This window comes from Vibrio intestinalis, from assembly GCF_025195085.2.
Classification (GTDB): domain Bacteria; phylum Pseudomonadota; class Gammaproteobacteria; order Enterobacterales; family Vibrionaceae; genus Vibrio; species Vibrio intestinalis.
Genome location: NZ_JANAVY020000006.1, coordinates 1 through 19,418 on the forward strand (window position 1 = coordinate 1; position 19,418 = coordinate 19,418).

14 protein-coding genes are annotated in these 19,418 nt (G+C 44.1%); 5 read left to right on the plus strand and 9 right to left on the minus strand.

All coding sequences use genetic code 11. The features are described from left to right. Positions 1-99 precede the first annotated feature (99 nt). From MU515_RS10465 to MU515_RS10475, 3 genes are all read right to left on the minus strand, one after another. The gene (locus tag MU515_RS10465; RefSeq protein ID WP_260260373.1) at positions 100-681 is read right to left on the minus strand and encodes a trypsin-like serine protease; all 582 of its coding nucleotides are present in this window, start codon (positions 679-681) and stop codon (positions 100-102) included. A 178-nt stretch (positions 682-859) separates the two neighbouring features. Beyond that, positions 860-1,978 (minus strand): glycine cleavage system aminomethyltransferase GcvT, encoded by a 1,119-nt coding sequence (gene gcvT, locus MU515_RS10470; protein ID WP_260260374.1) that lies wholly within the window; start codon positions 1,976-1,978, stop codon positions 860-862. A gap of 230 nt (positions 1,979-2,208) precedes the next feature. Continuing rightward, positions 2,209-2,832: a helix-turn-helix domain-containing protein gene (locus MU515_RS10475; RefSeq protein ID WP_260260375.1), complete on the minus strand. Its 624-nt coding sequence runs from the start codon at positions 2,830-2,832 to the stop codon at positions 2,209-2,211. A 352-nt stretch (positions 2,833-3,184) separates the two neighbouring features. Between MU515_RS10475 and MU515_RS10480 the strand changes: the two genes are divergently transcribed. The 3 genes from MU515_RS10480 (at position 3,185) to gcvP (ending at position 7,834) form a co-directional block, all read left to right on the plus strand. Then, complete coding sequence (locus MU515_RS10480) at positions 3,185-4,480, plus strand: serine hydroxymethyltransferase (protein WP_260260376.1); 1,296 nt, start codon at positions 3,185-3,187, stop codon at positions 4,478-4,480. Positions 4,481-4,503: 23 nt separating this feature from the next. Beyond that, on the plus strand, positions 4,504-4,884 hold the full coding sequence (gcvH, locus tag MU515_RS10485; protein WP_260260377.1) for a glycine cleavage system protein GcvH: 381 nt from the start codon (positions 4,504-4,506) through the stop codon (positions 4,882-4,884). Between the two features lie 85 nt (positions 4,885-4,969). Next, positions 4,970-7,834 carry an aminomethyl-transferring glycine dehydrogenase gene (gcvP, locus tag MU515_RS10490; RefSeq protein WP_260260378.1) on the plus strand — a complete coding sequence of 955 codons (2,865 nt, stop codon included), beginning with the start codon at positions 4,970-4,972 and terminating at the stop codon, positions 7,832-7,834. Between the two features lie 211 nt (positions 7,835-8,045). Here gcvP and MU515_RS10495 read toward each other — a convergent pair whose 3' ends face one another. The 6 genes from MU515_RS10495 to MU515_RS10520 form a co-directional block, all read right to left on the minus strand. After that, entirely contained in the window at positions 8,046-8,966 is a 921-nt protein-coding gene (locus tag MU515_RS10495) for a hypothetical protein (RefSeq protein WP_260260379.1), read from the minus strand. A gap of 103 nt (positions 8,967-9,069) precedes the next feature. Continuing rightward, entirely contained in the window at positions 9,070-9,201 is a 132-nt protein-coding gene (locus MU515_RS10500; RefSeq protein ID WP_260260380.1) for a hypothetical protein, read from the minus strand. A gap of 169 nt (positions 9,202-9,370) precedes the next feature. Continuing rightward, positions 9,371-10,294 (minus strand): hypothetical protein, encoded by a 924-nt coding sequence (locus tag MU515_RS10505; protein ID WP_260260550.1) that lies wholly within the window; start codon positions 10,292-10,294, stop codon positions 9,371-9,373. Between the two features lie 30 nt (positions 10,295-10,324). Further along, positions 10,325-14,764 carry a PAAR-like domain-containing protein gene (locus MU515_RS10510; protein WP_260260381.1) on the minus strand — a complete coding sequence of 1,480 codons (4,440 nt, stop codon included), beginning with the start codon at positions 14,762-14,764 and terminating at the stop codon, positions 10,325-10,327. A gap of 15 nt (positions 14,765-14,779) precedes the next feature. Beyond that, entirely contained in the window at positions 14,780-15,232 is a 453-nt protein-coding gene (locus tag MU515_RS10515; RefSeq protein WP_260260382.1) for a hypothetical protein, read from the minus strand. 517 nt (positions 15,233-15,749) lie between these two features. After that, on the minus strand, positions 15,750-16,208 hold the full coding sequence (locus MU515_RS10520; RefSeq protein ID WP_260260383.1) for an exoribonuclease R: 459 nt from the start codon (positions 16,206-16,208) through the stop codon (positions 15,750-15,752). Positions 16,209-16,459: 251 nt separating this feature from the next. Between MU515_RS10520 and MU515_RS10525 the strand changes: the two genes are divergently transcribed. Beyond that, positions 16,460-17,029 carry a sugar O-acetyltransferase gene (locus MU515_RS10525; RefSeq protein ID WP_260260384.1) on the plus strand — a complete coding sequence of 190 codons (570 nt, stop codon included), beginning with the start codon at positions 16,460-16,462 and terminating at the stop codon, positions 17,027-17,029. Positions 17,030-17,743: 714 nt separating this feature from the next. After that, positions 17,744-19,414, plus strand: a complete 1,671-nt coding sequence (locus tag MU515_RS10530; protein ID WP_260260385.1) for a peptide ABC transporter substrate-binding protein — start codon at positions 17,744-17,746, stop codon at positions 19,412-19,414. Positions 19,415-19,418: the final 4 nt, after the last annotated feature.

Below are 19,418 nucleotides of genomic sequence, written 5' to 3' on the forward strand. Positions count from 1 at the left end.
TGATAATCATGCACGAGTTTCTCATATTTTTAACTTCATGATCAGATCGTGATTACCTTGAAAAGTTCCCAATAAAATAAAGTCTTTTATTTTCAGTGGTTAAAGTTCGATCCCACCCTTAGTAGACACTAGGTCTAAGGGCGCTTCAAGCAAATTTGGAGCATTAACAGCCTCATTGTGCTCTTGTTTACCATGGCCTACAGCAGTAAAAACGTCATTGCTATCATAATCTCGATCTCGAGAGAAATTCAGCATTGAATACAGGTCACCTGTACCGATAGGGTTATCAAGTTTGAGTATCGCTATATCATCTGGCCAAAGAGCAACTTCAGAATCAACGTACGTGGAAGGAAAATGATACTCAACAACTCTTGGATAAGATCCTGGAATAAACGTCGATTCATCTTCAAGCCCCAGAGGTACTGTTACATGAGGCAAAATGGATTCGTGACCGACAATACAATGCGCCGCCGTCAGGACATAGTAATCATTGATGACCGTTGCACCACAAAAACTACGCGTCGAATACTGCGTATCAGTTTCTACATACAAGCTTGCGAAGTTAGTATAATTCGCAACCGATGCTGGTGTACCGTTAATAATCTGCGCAGAAATATCATTTGCGTTTGCGCCAAGTGCCACGACCGAAGCCAAAAGGCCTACAGTGAGTTTCCGTTTCATCTATATAATCCTTCAAAACAAATTTCCGTCACTATATAGCCAACCAATATCATATCTAAAGTTTATAAATGACATACAACTAAAGTCGTAGCAATTACGCGACCAGGATTTTATAAATAGTGCAATTAATACGCCATTCTTTATTAATATGCTTAACTATCATGTATTTAATCAATACTTAACCACGATAATAACGTTGAGGCACAAAAGGCATTTTTTCTACCGTCATCGCTAGCATTTTGCCACGTACTTCTGCAAACACTTTACTGCCGACAGGCGCAAACTCAGTCGCCACATAGCCCATAGAAACAGGCTTACCCGCTGTTGGGCCTGCAGTGCCGCTAGTCACAACGCCAATCTTGTCACCATCAACATCAAATAGTTCACAACCTTCACGTACGGGCGCTTTGGTTTCACCGACTAAACCAACACGTTTACGTGACACTTGCTTAGTCTCGATCTGCTGTAAAATAATATCAGCACCCGGGAATCCACCAGCACGCTCACCGCCATTACGACGAACTTTCTGAATACCCCATAACAAACTGGCTTCTACAGGCGTGGTGGTTGTATCGAGATCGTGTCCGTACAAACACAAACCGCATTCCAAACGCAACGAATCTCGCGCACCTAAACCAATCCACTCTACTTCTTGTTCCGCAGTCAATGCTTGCGCTAATTCAGCAGCTTTCTCATTCGGTACTGAAATTTCAAAACCGTCTTCTCCAGTATAGCCGCTGCGGGAAATGACGCACTCAACACCAAGCAAGTCCAAACGCGCGACATCCATGAACACCATGTTGCTTACTGCTGGGTGAAAGCGTGCCAAAACCTCAACCGCTTTAGGCCCTTGCAAAGCAAGCAGAGCGCGATGTTCTATCTCTTCTAACTGAACATCACTTGGGAGGTGTGCTTTCAAATGAGCAATATCTTGCTGTTTACAAGCGGCATTCACCACCACAAACAAATGATCACCTAAATTGGCGACCATAAGGTCATCCATAATGCCGCCTTGTTCATTGGTGAAAAAAGCATAGCGCTGATTGCCCGCTGGCAAATCGACAATATCGACTGGAACCAAAGACTCTAAGTAAGCTGCCGCACCGTCACCTGCTAAACGCAGCTGCCCCATATGAGAAACATCAAACAGCCCAGCATGTTCACGAGTGTGTAAGTGCTCTTTCTTAACACCTAACTTGTACTGAACTGGCATATCATAACCAGCAAATGGCACCATTTTCGCGCCAGCTTCAACATGTAATGCATGTAGTGGGGTTTTAAGTAGCTCTTGAGTCATCTTGGTCTCCAAATTATCCGTTCGATGTTTCAATTCAAGAAAACATGTTTCCGATAATAAACACGGCTAGATAAGTAATGCACGGTTAAATAAACATCAGCATAAGAAAATGTGACATTTAACATTTTTAGAACAAATTTACTGTTAGATTTACCAATAACAGCTCGAATAAATCAACGGATATTATGCTTACTTTCCTTTAAGAAACTTGAAGCAATACATCTCTCAATTTACTTAGCGGTTACCCATAAAATGTGCGCGTCTTCCTCACTGACAGATACAAGCATGTGGCCCATATTTGCATCGTAGTAAACGCTATCACCTTCATTCAAAACCATCGGTTCATAGAATTCAGAATAGAAATTGACTGCTCCAGAAAGGATCAGTAGAAACTCTTCGCCATCATGCCGTACCCAGTCGCTGTACTCTTCAAATGCCCTTGCGCGAACTCGGCTTTTGAACGGCATCATCTTTTTATTGAGCAGTTGTGTGGCCAATAGTTCATGCTCATAAGTTTGCGTGGGATGAGGTTTACCTTGCTCCTTAAGCGTGACATCTCGGCGGCCAGCAGCGACTTTTTTCTTTGGTGGTTCAAACAGTTGAGGCATTGCTATCTGCAAACCATTAGCGAGTTTTTGCATAGCTTGGAAGGTAGGCGAAATCTGTTCGTTCTCGATTTTACTTAGCGTAGAACGAGCCAAGCCAGTGCGTTGGCTTGCTTCTTCAAGCGTGATACCTAATCGAGATCGAATCTCTTTAATCCGCTCACCCAATTTTAGTGGCTCGATGTTTTGCTCTTGAGATTCTTTGGCTAACGTCAAAGACGGGTACTCATCATAGATTTCTTCTGCCATGCATCCCTCACATATTCACTTACTTCCTGTCCATCGTTTCATTGTGCAATAAGCGACCGATATTAAAAAGGGTGAAAACGAGTAAAGAATGAGCGCTAGCTAACAAAAAGAGAAACTGTGTTTCCTATAGGAAATTTTTGGTTGATTGTTTTAACAGCAACCGCTATGTTACCAACTTGTTAGTTTAAGAGATGCTTTTTCCGCTCGTCATAGTCAACAATATGGATGGTTTGAGCGGCCTAGCCCCTATTAGTTGGGGATGAAATTGATCAGGCGTTTAAAGCTTTTAAACGCATGGCTCTACCAAAGACAAGAGAGATTCTCTTGCTGTTACTATGGAAGGTCATCGACCATGAACAATCGTTATCAAAATCATCGCCTAGAGAATTTTTTCTCTACTCAACTCTCCGCTACAGATGATGCAGTATTTGCCGGCATCCAAGCAGAACTCGCTCGTCAAAACGATCAAATTGAACTGATTGCTTCAGAGAACATCGTTTCCAAAGCGGTCATGCAAGCCCAAGGCACTTGTCTCACCAACAAGTACGCTGAAGGCTACCCTGGCCGCCGTTACTACGGTGGCTGTGAACACGTAGACAGCGTCGAAGCGATCGCTATCGAGCGTGCAAAGCAACTTTTTAGCTGCCAATACGCAAACGTTCAACCCCACTCAGGCGCGCAAGCAAACGGAGCGGTCAAACTCGCCCTATTGCAACCGGGCGATACCATTCTTGGTATGTCGCTCGATGCAGGCGGCCACCTAACTCATGGCGCTCGCCCTGCACTCTCAGGTAAATGGTTTAATGCAGTGCAATACGGCGTAGATCGCGAAACACTAGAAATTGATTACGAAGCCGTTCGCCAACTTGCGCTAGAGCATAAACCAAAGATGATTATCGCAGGGGGTAGCGCAATACCTCGCACTATTGATTTCGCCAAATTCCGCGAAATTGCCGATGAGGTCGAAGCCATTCTAATGGTCGATATGGCGCACATTGCGGGCCTAATTGCCACCGGCGCGCACCCTAGCCCACTGCCACATGCTCATGTCGTCACAACCACCACACATAAAACCCTTCGCGGCCCACGCGGCGGGATGATTTTAACCAATGACGAAACGATAAATAAAAAGATCAATTCTGCGGTTTTTCCGGGGCTTCAAGGCGGCCCATTAATGCATGTTATCGCCGCGAAAGCGGTCGCATTCGGAGAAGCACTTGGCCCAGATTTCAAAACTTATATCGATTCGGTGATCGGCAACGCAAAAGTATTAGCTGAAGTATTGCAAACTCGCGGATGCGACATAGTGACTGGTGGTACAGACACCCATTTAATGCTGGTTGACCTACGACCTAAAGGCTTGAAAGGTAACCAAGCAGAGCAAGCTCTTGAACGCGCTGGCATCACATGTAACAAAAATGGCATCCCATTCGACACAGAGAAGCCTATGATTACATCGGGGATCCGTTTAGGCACCCCAGCAGGCACTAGCCGCGGCTTTGGCGAAGAAGAATTCAAACTCATCGGTAATTGGATAGGTGACGTACTCGACGGGTTAGTTGAACACCCAGAGGGGAACACTGAAGTAGAACAGCAAGTGCGCAAACAAGTAAAAGCACTTTGCACCCAATTTCCACTTTACCAATAAAATTAAATTTTGGAGATTTAGCAATGGACAACACACTGAAGTTTACTGAAAGCCATGAATGGGTTCGTGATAACGGTGACGGCACAGTAACCATCGGTATTTCTGAGCACGCACAAGAAATGTTGGGTGACGTAGTATTCGTCGACCTACCAGAAGTTGAATCAGAAGTAGACGCTGGTGATAGCTTTTCACTGGTTGAGTCAGTAAAAGCGGCTTCTGATATCTACGCACCAGTATCAGGTGAAATCGTTGAAGTGAACGAAGAACTAGACGACAGCCCTGAGCTTATCAACGAAGAACCTTATGAAGGTGGCTGGATTGCCAAAGTGAAGTTGTCTGATGCAGCTGAGCTAGACTCACTAAAAGGCGCTGAAGAGTACCTAGCGTCTATCGAAGACGAATAATAAGGAAACACCAAAGCTACCCATGCAAGTGGGTAGCTTTTTTGTAGGTTCGATTAACTCGAATCGGTTAAGAAGGTAAAGGAAAATGACAGAATTACTTCAAAGCCTAAGCACTCAACATGAGTTCGTTGCTCGCCACAACGGACCAAATAAAGCGGATCAACAACAAATGCTAGAAGCGATCAACGCCACTAGCTTAGATCAACTGATTGAACAAACCGTTCCGGCTCAAATTCGCTTAGAGAAACCACTCTCACTCGCCGAAGCGAAAAGCGAATCCGATATGCTTGTGGCGATGAAGCAATTCGCACAGCAAAACCAAATCAAACGTACCTTTATCGGCCAAGGCTATTACAACACATTCACGCCAAACGTTATTCTGCGCAATGTGCTAGAAAACCCAGGCTGGTACACCGCTTATACGCCATACCAACCAGAAATCTCTCAAGGTCGCTTGGAAGCACTGCTGAACTTCCAACAGATGGTGATGGATCTCACTGGTATGGATATCGCTAACGCTTCGCTGCTTGATGAAGCAACCGCAGCTGCGGAAGCAATGACACTCTGTAAACGCGCAGGCAAAAGTAAGAGCAACGCCTTCTTTGTTGCCAGCGATGTTCACCCACAAACCATTGAAGTCATCAAAACTCGCGCAAAATACATCGGCTTTGACGTTATCGTTGATGATCTCGCAAACTTAACCAGCCAAGACGTATTTGGCGCATTAGTTCAATACCCGACGACTACAGGCGAAGTGATTGACTTAACAGACATCATCGCTGCTGCTCAAGCCAACAAAACACTCGTTGCGGTTGCCACTGACCTACTAGCTTCTACCCTGCTAAAACCAGCAGGCGAAATGGGCGCAGATGTGGTCATCGGCTCAGCACAACGTTTTGGCGTACCTATGGGCTACGGCGGCCCTCACGCTGCATTCATGGCGACACGCGATAAACACAAGCGCACAATGCCAGGCCGTGTGATTGGTGTTTCTATTGATAGTAATGGCAACCAAGCGCTGCGTATGGCGATGCAAACGCGTGAGCAGCACATCCGCCGCGAAAAAGCGACATCAAACATCTGTACTGCGCAAGCGTTGCTTGCCAATATGGCCTCTTTCTACGCCGTATTCCATGGTGCTGAAGGTCTGCGCACTATTGCTCGTCGTACCCATCATATGACGGCCATTCTCGCATCGGGTCTAACTCAAGCGGGCTTTGAACTGGCACATAACAGCTTCTTCGATACCATCACCCTAAACACCGGTAAACAAACCGACACTCTGTATCAAAAAGCACAAGATGCCGATATCAACCTACGTAAACTATCAGGTAAGCTCGGTATCAGCCTTGATGAAACAACAACAACGGAAGACATCCAAGCGCTGTTTGCTGTCTTTGGTGTAACCGCTGAGGTTAACGCTCTCTCTTCTGACATTGCCCAAAACGAATTTGCAGCGATTCCAGAAGCACTGCGTCGTGAAAGCAAGTACCTCACGCACCCAGTATTCAACACGCATCACAGTGAAACTCAGATGATGCGTTACCTAAAACAACTAGAGAATAAAGACTTCTCACTGACGCACGGCATGATCCCACTAGGTAGCTGTACCATGAAGCTCAATGCCGCAGCAGAGATGATTCCCGTTACTTGGCCTGAATTTGGTGCGCTACATCCATTCGCACCAATCGAACAAGCTGCGGGCTACTCAGCACTAGCCAAAGATCTTAAAGAAAAACTCTGCGAGATTACTGGCTATGATGCCTTCTCGCTACAGCCAAACTCTGGTGCATCTGGCGAATACGCAGGCCTTATTGCGATTCAACGCTACCATGAAAGCCGTGGTGATACCCATCGTAACGTTTGTCTGATCCCGAGCTCTGCGCACGGTACGAACCCAGCGACTGCTTCGATGGTTTCCATGAAAGTCGTCGTGGTGAAATGTGATGAAGATGGCAACATCGATATCGACGATCTTGCAGCTAAGATTGAAAAGCACCGTGAGAACCTTTCAAGCATTATGATCACCTACCCTTCAACGCACGGCGTATATGAAGAGCAAGTGAAACAAGTGTGTGAAATGGTGCACGAAGCAGGCGGTCAGGTGTACCTAGATGGTGCGAACATGAACGCGCAAGTAGGTTTAACCACACCGGGCTTTATTGGCTCTGACGTTTCACACTTAAACCTACACAAAACATTCTGTATCCCACACGGTGGCGGTGGCCCGGGTATGGGACCAATTGGGGTTAAATCTCACTTAGCACCATTCTTGCCGGGCCATATCGAAAATGGTGTGGAAGGCGAAGACTGCGCAGTATCAGCAGCGGATCTTGGCAGTGCCTCTATCTTGCCTATCTCATGGGCATACATTGCGATGATGGGTGAAGTAGGCCTAACAGAAGCGACGAAAGTAGCTATCCTCAACGCCAACTACGTGATGGAAAAACTACGCCCTCACTACCCTGTTCTTTACCGTGGTACGAACGGTCGCGTAGCGCACGAATGTATTATCGATATTCGCCCTCTGAAAGAAGAAACAGGCATCAGCGAAGAAGACATCGCCAAGCGTCTAATGGACTTCGGTTTCCACGCGCCAACCATGTCATTCCCTGTAGCAGGTACTCTAATGGTGGAGCCTACTGAATCGGAAGATTTAGAAGAGCTAGACCGCTTCTGTGAAGCGATGATCGCGATTCGCGAAGAGATGGCGAAAGTAAAAGCAGGCGAATGGCCATTAGACAATAACCCTCTGGTTAATGCGCCGCACACTCAAGTTGATCTTGCCGCAGAAGAATGGAACCGCCCTTACCCGCGTGAACTTGGCTGCTTCCCATCAAAGGCAACCAAACAGTGGAAATACTGGCCAACTGTCAATCGTGTAGACAATGTATATGGAGACAGAAACCTCATTTGTTCATGCCCAAGCATTGATAGCTACGAAGAGTGATATGGCGATATTGAGGATGACTAACTAAGTTATCTAATAGTTAAAAAGCGAACCTACAAGGTTCGCTTTTTTTGTTTTATCCCGAGTAGAAAACGATAAAATGCAGTGAAACAAAGCAGACTTCTATGTTTACTCAATCGAAATAGTGAGCTAGATAACGGTAAGTTAATCCTGGCGCACTCACTTACCGTGTCGAGATTATCTTCAAACCTTAAATAGCATGACCTTTGGGTCTGCGGGTTTGGTAGTGATGGACTAAATTCCCTTCTGCCTTTAATGCTGCATCCACACGTGCTTCAAAGTTTTCTGGCTGAGGATCTACTCGCCAAAATAGCTTTGCGGGTTTGCGTTTAAATGACGGCACGGTGATGACCGCTTCTTTACCATGATCCATAAACGCAAGGATTTGCGCTAGTGGGTAGGTGGTATCGGCTTCGGTATGAAAAGCGAGCTTACCTGTATCAATACCAACAATCGCCATCGGGCGATAGCCCTTCTGCTTTTTGTTTTCAAACTGCAACACGATATTGATACCAAGTTGGTTTTCAATCAACCCCATTTTATCAAAGTAGGCCGCTCCAACCCTTCCATGACGCCACGAGTAAACGATTTGGCGTTCGCGGTCAAAGTAGACTTCGGCATCTCTGGGTTTTAAAAAGAAAATGAGCCACATAGCAATGCTCGGTAATAAACAAAAGCATAAAAAAAATAAATCACCAATGAAATAATCAAGTGTACCTTCTACTTCCTTAGCCCTTAAATAAGTTGACCAGGTCACCTCACCATTTTCATTAAGTATTGTATTGGCATGCTTCTCAAGTCTATCAATGTAAGACCTTGTATTTTTGAGAGCCCTCTGTTCAGAAACAAACTCTAACGTTTCGTAAGCATCCTTCTTTTCATATTCAAAATCAGGCAAAGCATCAAGCGCTAAAACCGAAAAAAAACTAAACAACAGCATCAGCGGTATAAGGATCGTATTCCGCCTAGTATGATAACCAGTTCTTACGGTTAGTACCTTATCATCTACCGACACTATCGGGTCTAGAGGGTCTTCCATCGGAATGACAATTACCTCTGAGCGAAATTCCTGCCACCACTTGGAAAAAGGCTGAGCTTTAGTGGTAAACATGCCCCAAAATCGACGTTTTATAGTAAATCCTTAATCAGTATTGTTCGGACTTTCATCAATCATACCCATCATTAAACCATCTATATCACCTGATGACGTTAACTTACGCTTCGGCACTACCAATGATGGTTGTAGCTTGAAATATCAGTAACTCTTCTTCAAATAGAGAAGTGAAAATATCAACAAAAATAGGCGGATAAAGATCCCCATCGATGACGTCAATCTTGCTGGTCAATTGGTTATCAATAGCAAGTAAGAGATCTGATTCCTTAGATGCTTAGCCAATTTTAAATATGACTTTATGTTTAAGTTTTGTGACTATCTGCTCAATCGAAATAGTGAGCTAGATAACAGTAAGTTAATCCTGGCGCACTCACTTACCGTGTCGAGACTATCTTCAAACCTTAAATAGCGTGGCCTTTGAGTCTGCGGGTTTGGTAGTGATGGACTAAATCCCCTTCTGCCTTTAATGCTGCATCCACACGTGCTTCAAAGTTTTCTGGCTTAGGATCTACTCGCCAAAATAGCTTTGCGGGTTCGCGATTAAATGACGGCACGGTGATGACCGCTTCTTTACCATGATCCATAAACGCAAGGATTTGCGCTAGTGGGTAGGTGGTATCAGCTTCGGTATGAAAAACGAGCTTACCCGTATCAATACCGACAATCGCCATCGGGCGATAGCCCTTCTGCTTTTTGTTTTCAAACTGCAACACGATATTGATACCAATGTGGTTTTCAATCAGCCCCATTTTATCAAAGTAGGCCGCTCCAACCCTTCCATGACGCCACGAGTAAACAATTTGGCGTTCGCGGTCAAAGTAGACTTCGGCATCTCTGGGTTTTAAAAAGAAAATGAGCCACATAGCAATGCTCGGTAACGAAAAAAAGCATAAAAGAAATAAACGACCAAAGAAAGAATCAAGTTTACCTTCTACTTCCTTAGCCCTTAAATAAGTTGACCATGTCACCTCACCATTTTCATTAAGTATTGCATTGGCATATTCCTCAAGGTCATCAATAAAAGACATTGAGTTTTTAAGAGCCCTCTGTTCAGAAACAAATTCTAGCGTTGCGTATGCTTTTTTCTTTTTATGTTCAAAATCGGGCAACCAATCATTTAGCGCTAAAATCGAAAAAAAGCTATACACCAGCATCAGCGGTATAAGGATCGTATTCCGCCGAGTATGATAACCAGTTCTTACGGTTAGTACCTTATCATCTACCGACACTATCGGATCTAGAGGGTCTTCCATCGGAATGACAATTACCTCAGAGCGAAACTTCTGCCACCACTTGGAAAAAGGCTGAGCTTTAGTGGTCAACATACTCCAAAATCGACGTTTCATTGCAAATCCTTAATCAGTATTGTTCGGGCGTTCATCTATCATACCTATCATCAGACCATCTATATCACCTGATGACGTTAACTTACGTTTAGGCACTAACAATGAGGGTTCTGGCTCATAACACCATTTTAGTACCGGTAAACTTGGACTGATGCCAAATGTTACTGGAAACGTAGCCACCACAGTCAAGTGTAAACCATCGTCTTTAAACTGGTGCTTTTGAGGATCATTTAATGACGCAAGTAAAGCGTATTTGAAGGTCTTCGTCATCTGATTATTTGGTACAACTGACGTCGTCCCTGTTCTAGAAAAAAATGTATTGCACATAGTACCATGTAGCTGTGATATACCCATTTTAAATTCTGGCAAAATAAAATGAAAAGTACGAAGCTGTTCTCCACTTAAAAGATCCTGTTTGAGCATCGAGTTATCAACGTTTAATTGTGGCCAGTAGAAATAATTAATAAACTCCTGAGACTCTATCTCTAAAGCTTTGCTTAGGTACTGAAAATAAGTAGCTTTTAAGTCTCTATCCCAATAAATCTCGAGTCTTTGCCTGACTGATTCTGTGTCTTTTCTGTCGATAAAACTCCAAAATGAATAATCCTCACTTTTGCCCCAGAAACACCTGAAAAGCAGATTCTCTATCCCCGTTTTTGTATAACGTGAGATAATGCTAACACTCCACAACAAGCCAGCCATCCCCACTAAAAAGATTACGGCACCACCAACAGGGCCAGCGTATAAAATTCCAAGCATAAACAACGTAAAGCCAGCGGCCATCAAGTTCGCGTTCCTTAAGCCAGTATTCCCACTTAGACTGGCTTCGTAAGCATCCCAGCCATAGCTACAAGCAGAAGTTACAGTTGCCACTATAACGAAGCCTCTTATTGGTAATTTAGAGAGAGTATTCCCCATATGTTGGCTATGGGCCGCAACATTAGCCAGCCTCAGCTTATCGGCTAGTTTAGCACTCAAAGTGGGCAGGTATTTCTGAATCACAATGGAGTTAAGCCCTCTGTTAAGCGTTAAAGCGGTGGCATGAGTCGATTTCGCGCCATATTGAGCCAGCGCTGCACTATCGGCAGCCAAAGCACTTAATGTAGAGGTTAATTTAAGTATTCGATAAAACTCATGTTTATTGGTAAGTGGGTCTAAAGCTGCAAATTCTTCTTGAGTGCCCATCTCATACATTGCCCCCACATTTAGGAAAAATGACCAAGCAGAAAACCCCGCATCAGCGACAGAAGCACTTATGTGAACAGCTGTTTTGCTGGCTGGTTTTGTAGCCTTCTCAAGATTATCAATCATTGTTTTAATTATCTTGGGACAACTTGCCGTGGGTTCAAACTCAAGTAGTTGTAAAATGCGCTGCTCTTTCGCATCTGCTTTCACTTCTGACCAATCAATTAAACGATCATGCCAACTGGTTTTAGTCTTTTGCCATATAGCAGCTGCTCGCCCTGTGTTTGACTGATTTTTAAGCAGCAACTCAACCTCATCAAGAGGGACTTGCACTCGATTTCCCGTTACTTTTAGCCCCAAAAGTGCATCGAGTATCGAAGGAAATGTCGTCCTATAAAAATTCTCCAACCCTACATTGCCCGCTATTTTGGCCCATTTTCCACCTTGCTTGCCCACATAATCGAAAGCGATGGGCATACGTGCCAAAAAAGTCCCCATAGAACTCAAAACATGATTGCCCACATCACTAATATACTGTTGCCAATCTCCCCCATGACACTGGGTAAAAATACGTTCTACGATTTTAAAGCCGGTACCCACCGCATTATCTTCAGATGTTAATGCCTCCGACATAAACGCTTGGCCAACCCAATCGTCTAAAGTATCCATACCTTCTTCGCTGGCGGTCACACCTTCAAAGAGTGTACCCAGCAAGAACATCAATTTAGCGAGCTCGAGCGCCGGGTTAACTATGCCTTCTTGGCGAACATCAAAATAATGTTGAAGATAAAAAGTCAGCGACCCTATCTCGTCTTTTGCCCCCTCTCCTGCAACAAAGTAATCCATCATCTGCAGCCACTGCTGAGTTTCTTTAGCAACTTTGTCCATTTCGGCTTGATTTTGATTTATAAAGGCAGTCAATGCTTGTGTATCAAGGTTTTCTTGCGCGGCTTTACTGAGTTCAGGCACTGTACTGTCCATACAAGCTTTGGCATAACTACCTATCGTCAAAGGATAGAGGTTGTTTTGTTGATAGGCTTGCCCCTCGGCTATCGTCATTCTGAGCCAATTGGCAATATCTCGTTGACGACCTACTGGGTCAAACAGAGCCACCAAGGTACCGTCTTTATGCTCGCTGTGGCTTTTTTGCATAGTTTCTACTATGCCTTCAGCCGCGAGGTGATAACTTAGTGTGGTGGTGGCCAAATCAAGGCCATGGGGCATAGGTTTCGCGCTGTCTTTATCGGCCAGCCACTTTTCATCGTTATTACGGTAGTCTTCAACCAACGCGCTTATGTTCTCTTGCGTCGCTTTTTGGCTAAATTCGGTTTGGGGTGAACTTAAATCGACCTGTTGCATTGCCTTGGCACGCCACTCTTGGTCATCGTTCATCCTATCAATGATTTCAGCAGCCCATTCGTGCTCAGAATAAGCGATAGAGATTTTTTGAGTGTTTGCAGTCACGAACGCAAAAGGATAAAAGGTTGCCCCTGATGAAGTATCGAGCGTTAGCCCATCTTTGGCATTCTCTCCATTGGTGAAATAGTACTTCTCAAATTTCTCTATCACGCTCGGAAATATTTCTGTTTGACAATAACGAAAGATATGAACTTGCTGATTATCAGAGGCCCCTTCTTCCTCTTTGATATAAATCCATCCTTCACGTAATAAACGTAAAAGATAACCGCCCGTTTCATTTAAACAGGATGCCGCAGCGATTTCAGGTAGCAACGGGGGAGCTTGCGCTGGCATCAATTCGTCAAAGAAATTCGCGTAACCATAACGTACTGGATAAATCGGAATAACGTTTTCAATCACACCAGGCACTTCAATCATATAGGGTTCAACCGTATCAACGGACTGAGTGGTATTGACCACTGCACGTATGTTTGGTTTTTCTGTGGCATGCAAGTATTCTGGAGCCTTGATAACATGCACATTGGTTGTGTTAGCTAATAAAAGAGATGCCTTGGTTTGAAGCTTCGTAAACGTCCCTGATGTTAACTCCGGTAACCCCTTCATATAAGTGTTCAACGTGTTAATGTGCTTATCAAATATATCTTGAGATAAATAGCTATATTGAAGCTTGTTAGCTTCATCGCGAAGAAAAATAATTCGAGATTTAATCTTATCGAGTAGCGATTCGAATGTTTCATCTATGGTTTTTTTTGCGGCTTGCCAATTGTAATTGCTCAAATAGGCTTGTGGGTTACCTTTGCCACGTGCTCGCATATAAGCAAGCATTCGGTCAGTATTCTCATAGGGTGCAAGCCTCAATAATACAGAGAGAAGTTCGCCCTCTTCTAGTACAATAGGTAAAGTGTACGCCAACAGCGCTTCTGTCGTATGGGGCAAGGGCTGGTTTAGATTACCAACGAGAACATCACAGGTTTTACTAAAATCAAAGACACTCTCAGGATGAAAGTGAGTAAAATGCAGTTTAACTTCCGCCTCAACAATGTCTTGAAAGAACTTATCTTCGCTTAGCGACTGTCCAATGCTTCCCCAAGGCGTACCTAGGGTATCGATTCGGGTTGGCTGCCAAAAACCACGCCTACCTTTACTTGCTATGTCAAAAAACGCATCATCTGCCATCGACTCTGCGTAATGAGGGTTCGCTCTTCGTATGGGGGTCACAACATAATCATCTTTGCTTTCTTGCACAATGATTTTCACTTTCCCTGGTTTGAGCTCTACCGTCGTACTGTTACCGCTACCATCTAAGACACCAGAAGCAACAGCCTCACCGCGTTCATCCGTTAAGGTATAAGATGCGTTTGTTAGTCGTTGCCCATTAGGGTAGCGTACACTAATAGCCACAACATCTGTCGATTCCAAGTCCTCATCTACATTCACTGGAGGAGTTTGCACCCCGCTCAAACACATTGTATTACCTGCGTTCATCGTCATTTGGTCAGAAAGTCGTGCCACCCCTTTACCTTCAATGAGTACATCCGCTGACGCTGATGTAAACTCGGCTTCAGCTTCAATAGTTCCAGAAGAAACGCCTTTTTTGTCACCGCCAGCATCCCCAGTGCTTTTTGAAAACTTACTGCCTTTAAGGGCAATACTGTTTCCCCCATCGGCACTGACCGAGGTAGAGCCATCGACTAAATCCGCGGACTTCGCATTGTTACCATATGGAATAGGCACGACCGGTGGTCCAACAGTCGTTAAACACACATCGGGCAGTGTCGCGTTCGCTTCACTCCCCGAGCCCTTATGAACAATACTCAACCCATTTGCGGCTATTGTTACTGCCATGTGTTTAACTCCTGATTAATTTAAAGTAATTTTGGCGGCCTGAATTTTCTGCATTTTTTCCGCAGTACTATAAATATGTGTGGCCGCCGTTTTGACGCTACCATTCTTCGCTGTCATCGTAGTTCGTGTTTCACCAGAACGTATGACGACCTCTTCTTCCCCTTGTATCTGCATTTTCTTAGCTCGGAAGATCAGTAAGTCTTCGTCAAGCAGGGAAGTAAAAATATCAACAAGAATAGGCAAATTCAGATCCCCATCCATGAAATTAATCTTGCAGGTTAATCGGTTATCAATAGCAAGATCGAGATCTGATTTCTTAAATGCTCGGCCAATTGCGGCCCAGACTGGTTGACCTATCGGGTTCCCATGAAAATCAACTTTAACCCTAGCTTTTGATGCATGAACTTCATAAATTGTTCCGAACTGAGGGGGAGTGTTCTGGGAAGATTCTTTTTGCGACGAATTCATTATAGTTTCCATTAACCAAACCGGTTGGAAGTTTAACATTCGCATTAAATTCAGGTATTTATTCTTCGCGTGAGGACAATTCTTTAAGAGGTGGGCAACTGGCTAATTTTGCCATCTAAAAGCATATTGACACCTTAAAAACAACGGAAACCCTTGTCATTTCGTTGTTTTGCAGCGTGCGTCGAATTTGAAAAATTGCGACGCGAGTCACACCTAAATTTCTACATTAAAGAGGTAACCCCAAATTTGTCGATAAGCATGTGTATTTTCTCTCTCAAGAAATTTGGCAACTATCGGCATAAAAATAGACCAAACTCTATACACAATAAATATCCATAAACGTGCCAGCTTAACCACTACTAACAATATGACGTAACACTGGAACTTAGGAGTAATAGCGTCCGGCGAAGCGCATAAAAAAGTCAGCAGTTTTCGCTGCTGACTTAAACTAAACTCTATCGGTTTATTAAGAGTTAAACAGCTAGATTACTGTTATCTAGCTTCTGGCAAAATCAACTCAATCTTGCGGGTTTTGGTTTGCATTAATTTCCGCATAGGTATGAAGCAGTTCCGTCAACGTTTTGACCCATGCGAATACATCAACTGGCGTGTTAGCGAGTAGCTTTTCAACTTGCTCACAGTGCGTCTCAAGCGTGATTGCTTGCTCCAAACGAAATGAGATGGCATAGAAGTGCCAAAGCACCAAGCGCGTCATGCGCTCACTATTTTGTTTGGCGTTTTCAGATTCATCGAAAGTTTGCTGAATTTCACTCAGCGCAATCGTGGTCATACGCAGCATCGCATCAAGACGAGCAGATAACATGCGGTCTTCGCTATCGACTTCTTCTTGATCGAAAGTAAACAGCTCATTCATCACATCTTCTGGCACCATTTTGCTGATCATTCGAGCGCTAAACTCTTCTAATTCATGGCGAGGCATGGTGACAAGGCAATCGAAAGTGTAATCACGAAGCATAAATTTACTCTACATCTGTTTTAACTCTAGGACGGAGGATTCTAAGCGCTATAAATTCAATTACCACTTTTATTTTGAGCTATGGTCATCCGTTGTCATACATCAAACCTCTAGTGCCTATGATATTCCCAATAGTTCAATCACAAGTGAACAAAAGTCACTTCTGTTCCTAGCGCTGTCAGGGTACATTCCGTGTTATTAAACAGACTGAGTTAAGCCACTCAGGCAAGAAAACCTAACTTGGAAAGACGATGACCGAATTTGAAAAAATGATGGCAGGCGAAGACTTTGATGGCGGTGACCAATACATCAACGAGATTCGCAACGAAGCATCAGATCTTCTGCACACCCTTAACAAAACGACTGATGACTTGCAGCGAAGTGGACTGCTTAAGCAACTCATGGGGACGATGCCATCTTCTAGCATTATTCGTTCGCCGTTTTACTGCGAGTTTGGGAAAACCATTTTTATTGGTAAAAATACCTTTCTTAACATGAATGTGACCATGTTAGATGGCGCGAAAATTAGCATCGGTAACCATGTCTTAATTGGCCCTAATGTCCAGTTTTATACTGCCAGCCACTCCCTTAACTTTCGAGAGCGCCGTCAATGGGCCACGCTTTGCAAGCCTATCACCGTCGAAGATGATGTTTGGATTGGTGGCAATGTCATCATTAACCAAGGTGTCACGATTGGCGCTCGCTCTGTCATTGCTGCAAACTCTGTGGTTAATTCTGATGTTCCACCAGATAGCCTGTATGCCGGCACACCCGCCAAGCTTATTCGCCACATTGACGAAAATTCGATAAGTGAGAAATAGCCTATTCATTAGCGGTTATTTCCCCCCTGAATACGCAGGGCACTGTCATCACAAAGTCAGTGCCCTCTCAGCAACCCCTCTGGATTATTTCATCACTCCTCAGTGCAAAAAACGACACACCCTATCGCACGTTAACCCACTGAACTCGTTAATGTCAGATAATTACTCTGATGAATGATGAAAAACAGCGCTTAGGTGACATTGCCTGCCAAGCATGACATTAAGCAAAGTAAATCGCTCAAAAATAAAGCAAATTCAGTTACCTAATCTACAGTTCTGCACAGGATGAGTGGTTATTTTTGTGCTAAGCGTCGAGAAATAACGAAATCAAACCTATTTTTACAAAATCAATTTTGGTCGCAATTTTACCTCGATGAAGCCTTTACAGGCCTTGCTTCATGGTACTTATATAATAAATTTATCAATATAAACAATTACTTTAGCTCTTGGTTATAAAAAAAACCTTTGTTAGCATGGGTTGAATGCACTAAGGACAGTGGATCACAAACCCGATAAACACGCGCACTTTTATGGCGCTAGCTATTCGCACTGCTCAGCCAATGATTGGGAGCACGAATATCTAACTTCGATATTGAAATCTCTACTTGTCGACGGTTGCTTAAGATTTTAAGCATGGCGTTGTCACATCTGTAGAAATCTCAATTCGGCGAGTCGGCTGTCCTCAAAATAAAAATGATATGGAGATCAAACACAATGAAAACCAAACTAGTCGCACTTGCAACAACAGCTGCGTTATTTAGTGGTGCTTCTTTAGCCGCTGATGACAAGCTCACTATCGGTATTTCTCAATACCCTTCTACACTGCACCCTGTTATCGATAGTATGGTTGCACAAGCCTATACTCACGGCTTCTCACTACGTAGTACATTAGGCTATGACCAAAAGTGGGAGCTAGTTTGTTTCCTATGTGAAGAAGTTCCAACATTTGAAAACGGTCAAGCAGAAGTTGTAGACCGTCCTAATGCCAAGGAAGGTGAAAGCGCTAAAGGCGTGAAGATGACGGTCAAATTTAAGAAAGACCTATTCTGGGGTGACGGTACACCTATCACAACCAAAGACGTGGCGTTTTGGTACAAGATGGCAACCTCTTCGGACGTGCAAGGCAATGCTGGCCTTTCAACTTTCCAACACATTGAAGATCTAAAAGTCATCGATGATCATACCGTTGAAGTTTACGTTGATCGCGTGTCATACAAGTACAATGCGTACTACGTACCTGATGTGCTACCAAGCCATCTTGAAGAAGCCATCTTCGATGCAAATCCAAAAGAGTACCACCTAAAAACCAAATACGTGACAGAGCCAACTAACCCGGGTTTATATAACGGCCCTTACAAGATTCATAACCTAAAACAAGGTCAGTTCGTTAAGCTTGCGCTAAACCCACACTGGAAAGGCAAACAACCTGAATTCAAAGACATCACGCTAAAGACCGTGTCAGATACTCAGGCACTACAAGCAAACTTGCTCTCTGGCGACGTAGATTACATCCCTGGTGAAATGGGCTTGTCACTAGACCAAGCGCTTCAGTTCAAGAAAAAATTTGCTGACAAATACATCGTTGATATTCGCCCAGCAGCGGTATACGAACACTTAGACCTACAACTCGACAATGAGCACCTAAAAGATGTGCGTGTGCGTCAAGCACTACTGTTCGGTTTAGACCGCGAACTACTTACTGAGAAACTGTTTGCTGGCCAGCAGAAAGTGGCGAGCTCTAGCGTAAGTCCATTGGATGCCTCTTTTGATGCGTCTGCGCCTAACTACCCGTTTGATCAAGAGAAAGCGAAAGCCCTTCTTAAAGAAGCGGGCTACGAGCTAGTAAACGGCGTACAAATGAAAAACGGCAAGCCACTTGAGCTTGAGTTCATGACAACTTCAGGCAATAAGACTCGTGAACTGGTACAGCAATTTGCTCAAGGCCAATGGAAGAAGATCGGTGTTAAAATCATCATCAACAACCAAACGGCACGTGTTTACTTTGGTACTACGCTGACAGAGCGTAAGCACAAAGGCTTAGCTATGTTTGCATGGGGCAGCTCACCTGAGCAGCTGCCACGTACAACCATGCACTCTGAATATATTCCGACTAAAGACAATGGTTGGTCTGGTCAAAACTACGCTGGTTACTCAAACCCAGCAATGGATAAAGTGATCGAGCAAATCGAAGCTGAGCTTAACGTAGAAAAACGCATGGAACTTTGGAAAACCTTCCAAAACATCTATGCTACAGAGCTCCCTGCACTACCACTTTACTACCGTGCAGACAGCTTCATCCTGCCTAAATGGCTGAAAGGCGTTGAGCCAACAGGCCATCAGAACTACTCAAGCTTCTGGGCAGAAAACTGGACACGTACTAACTAAGCGA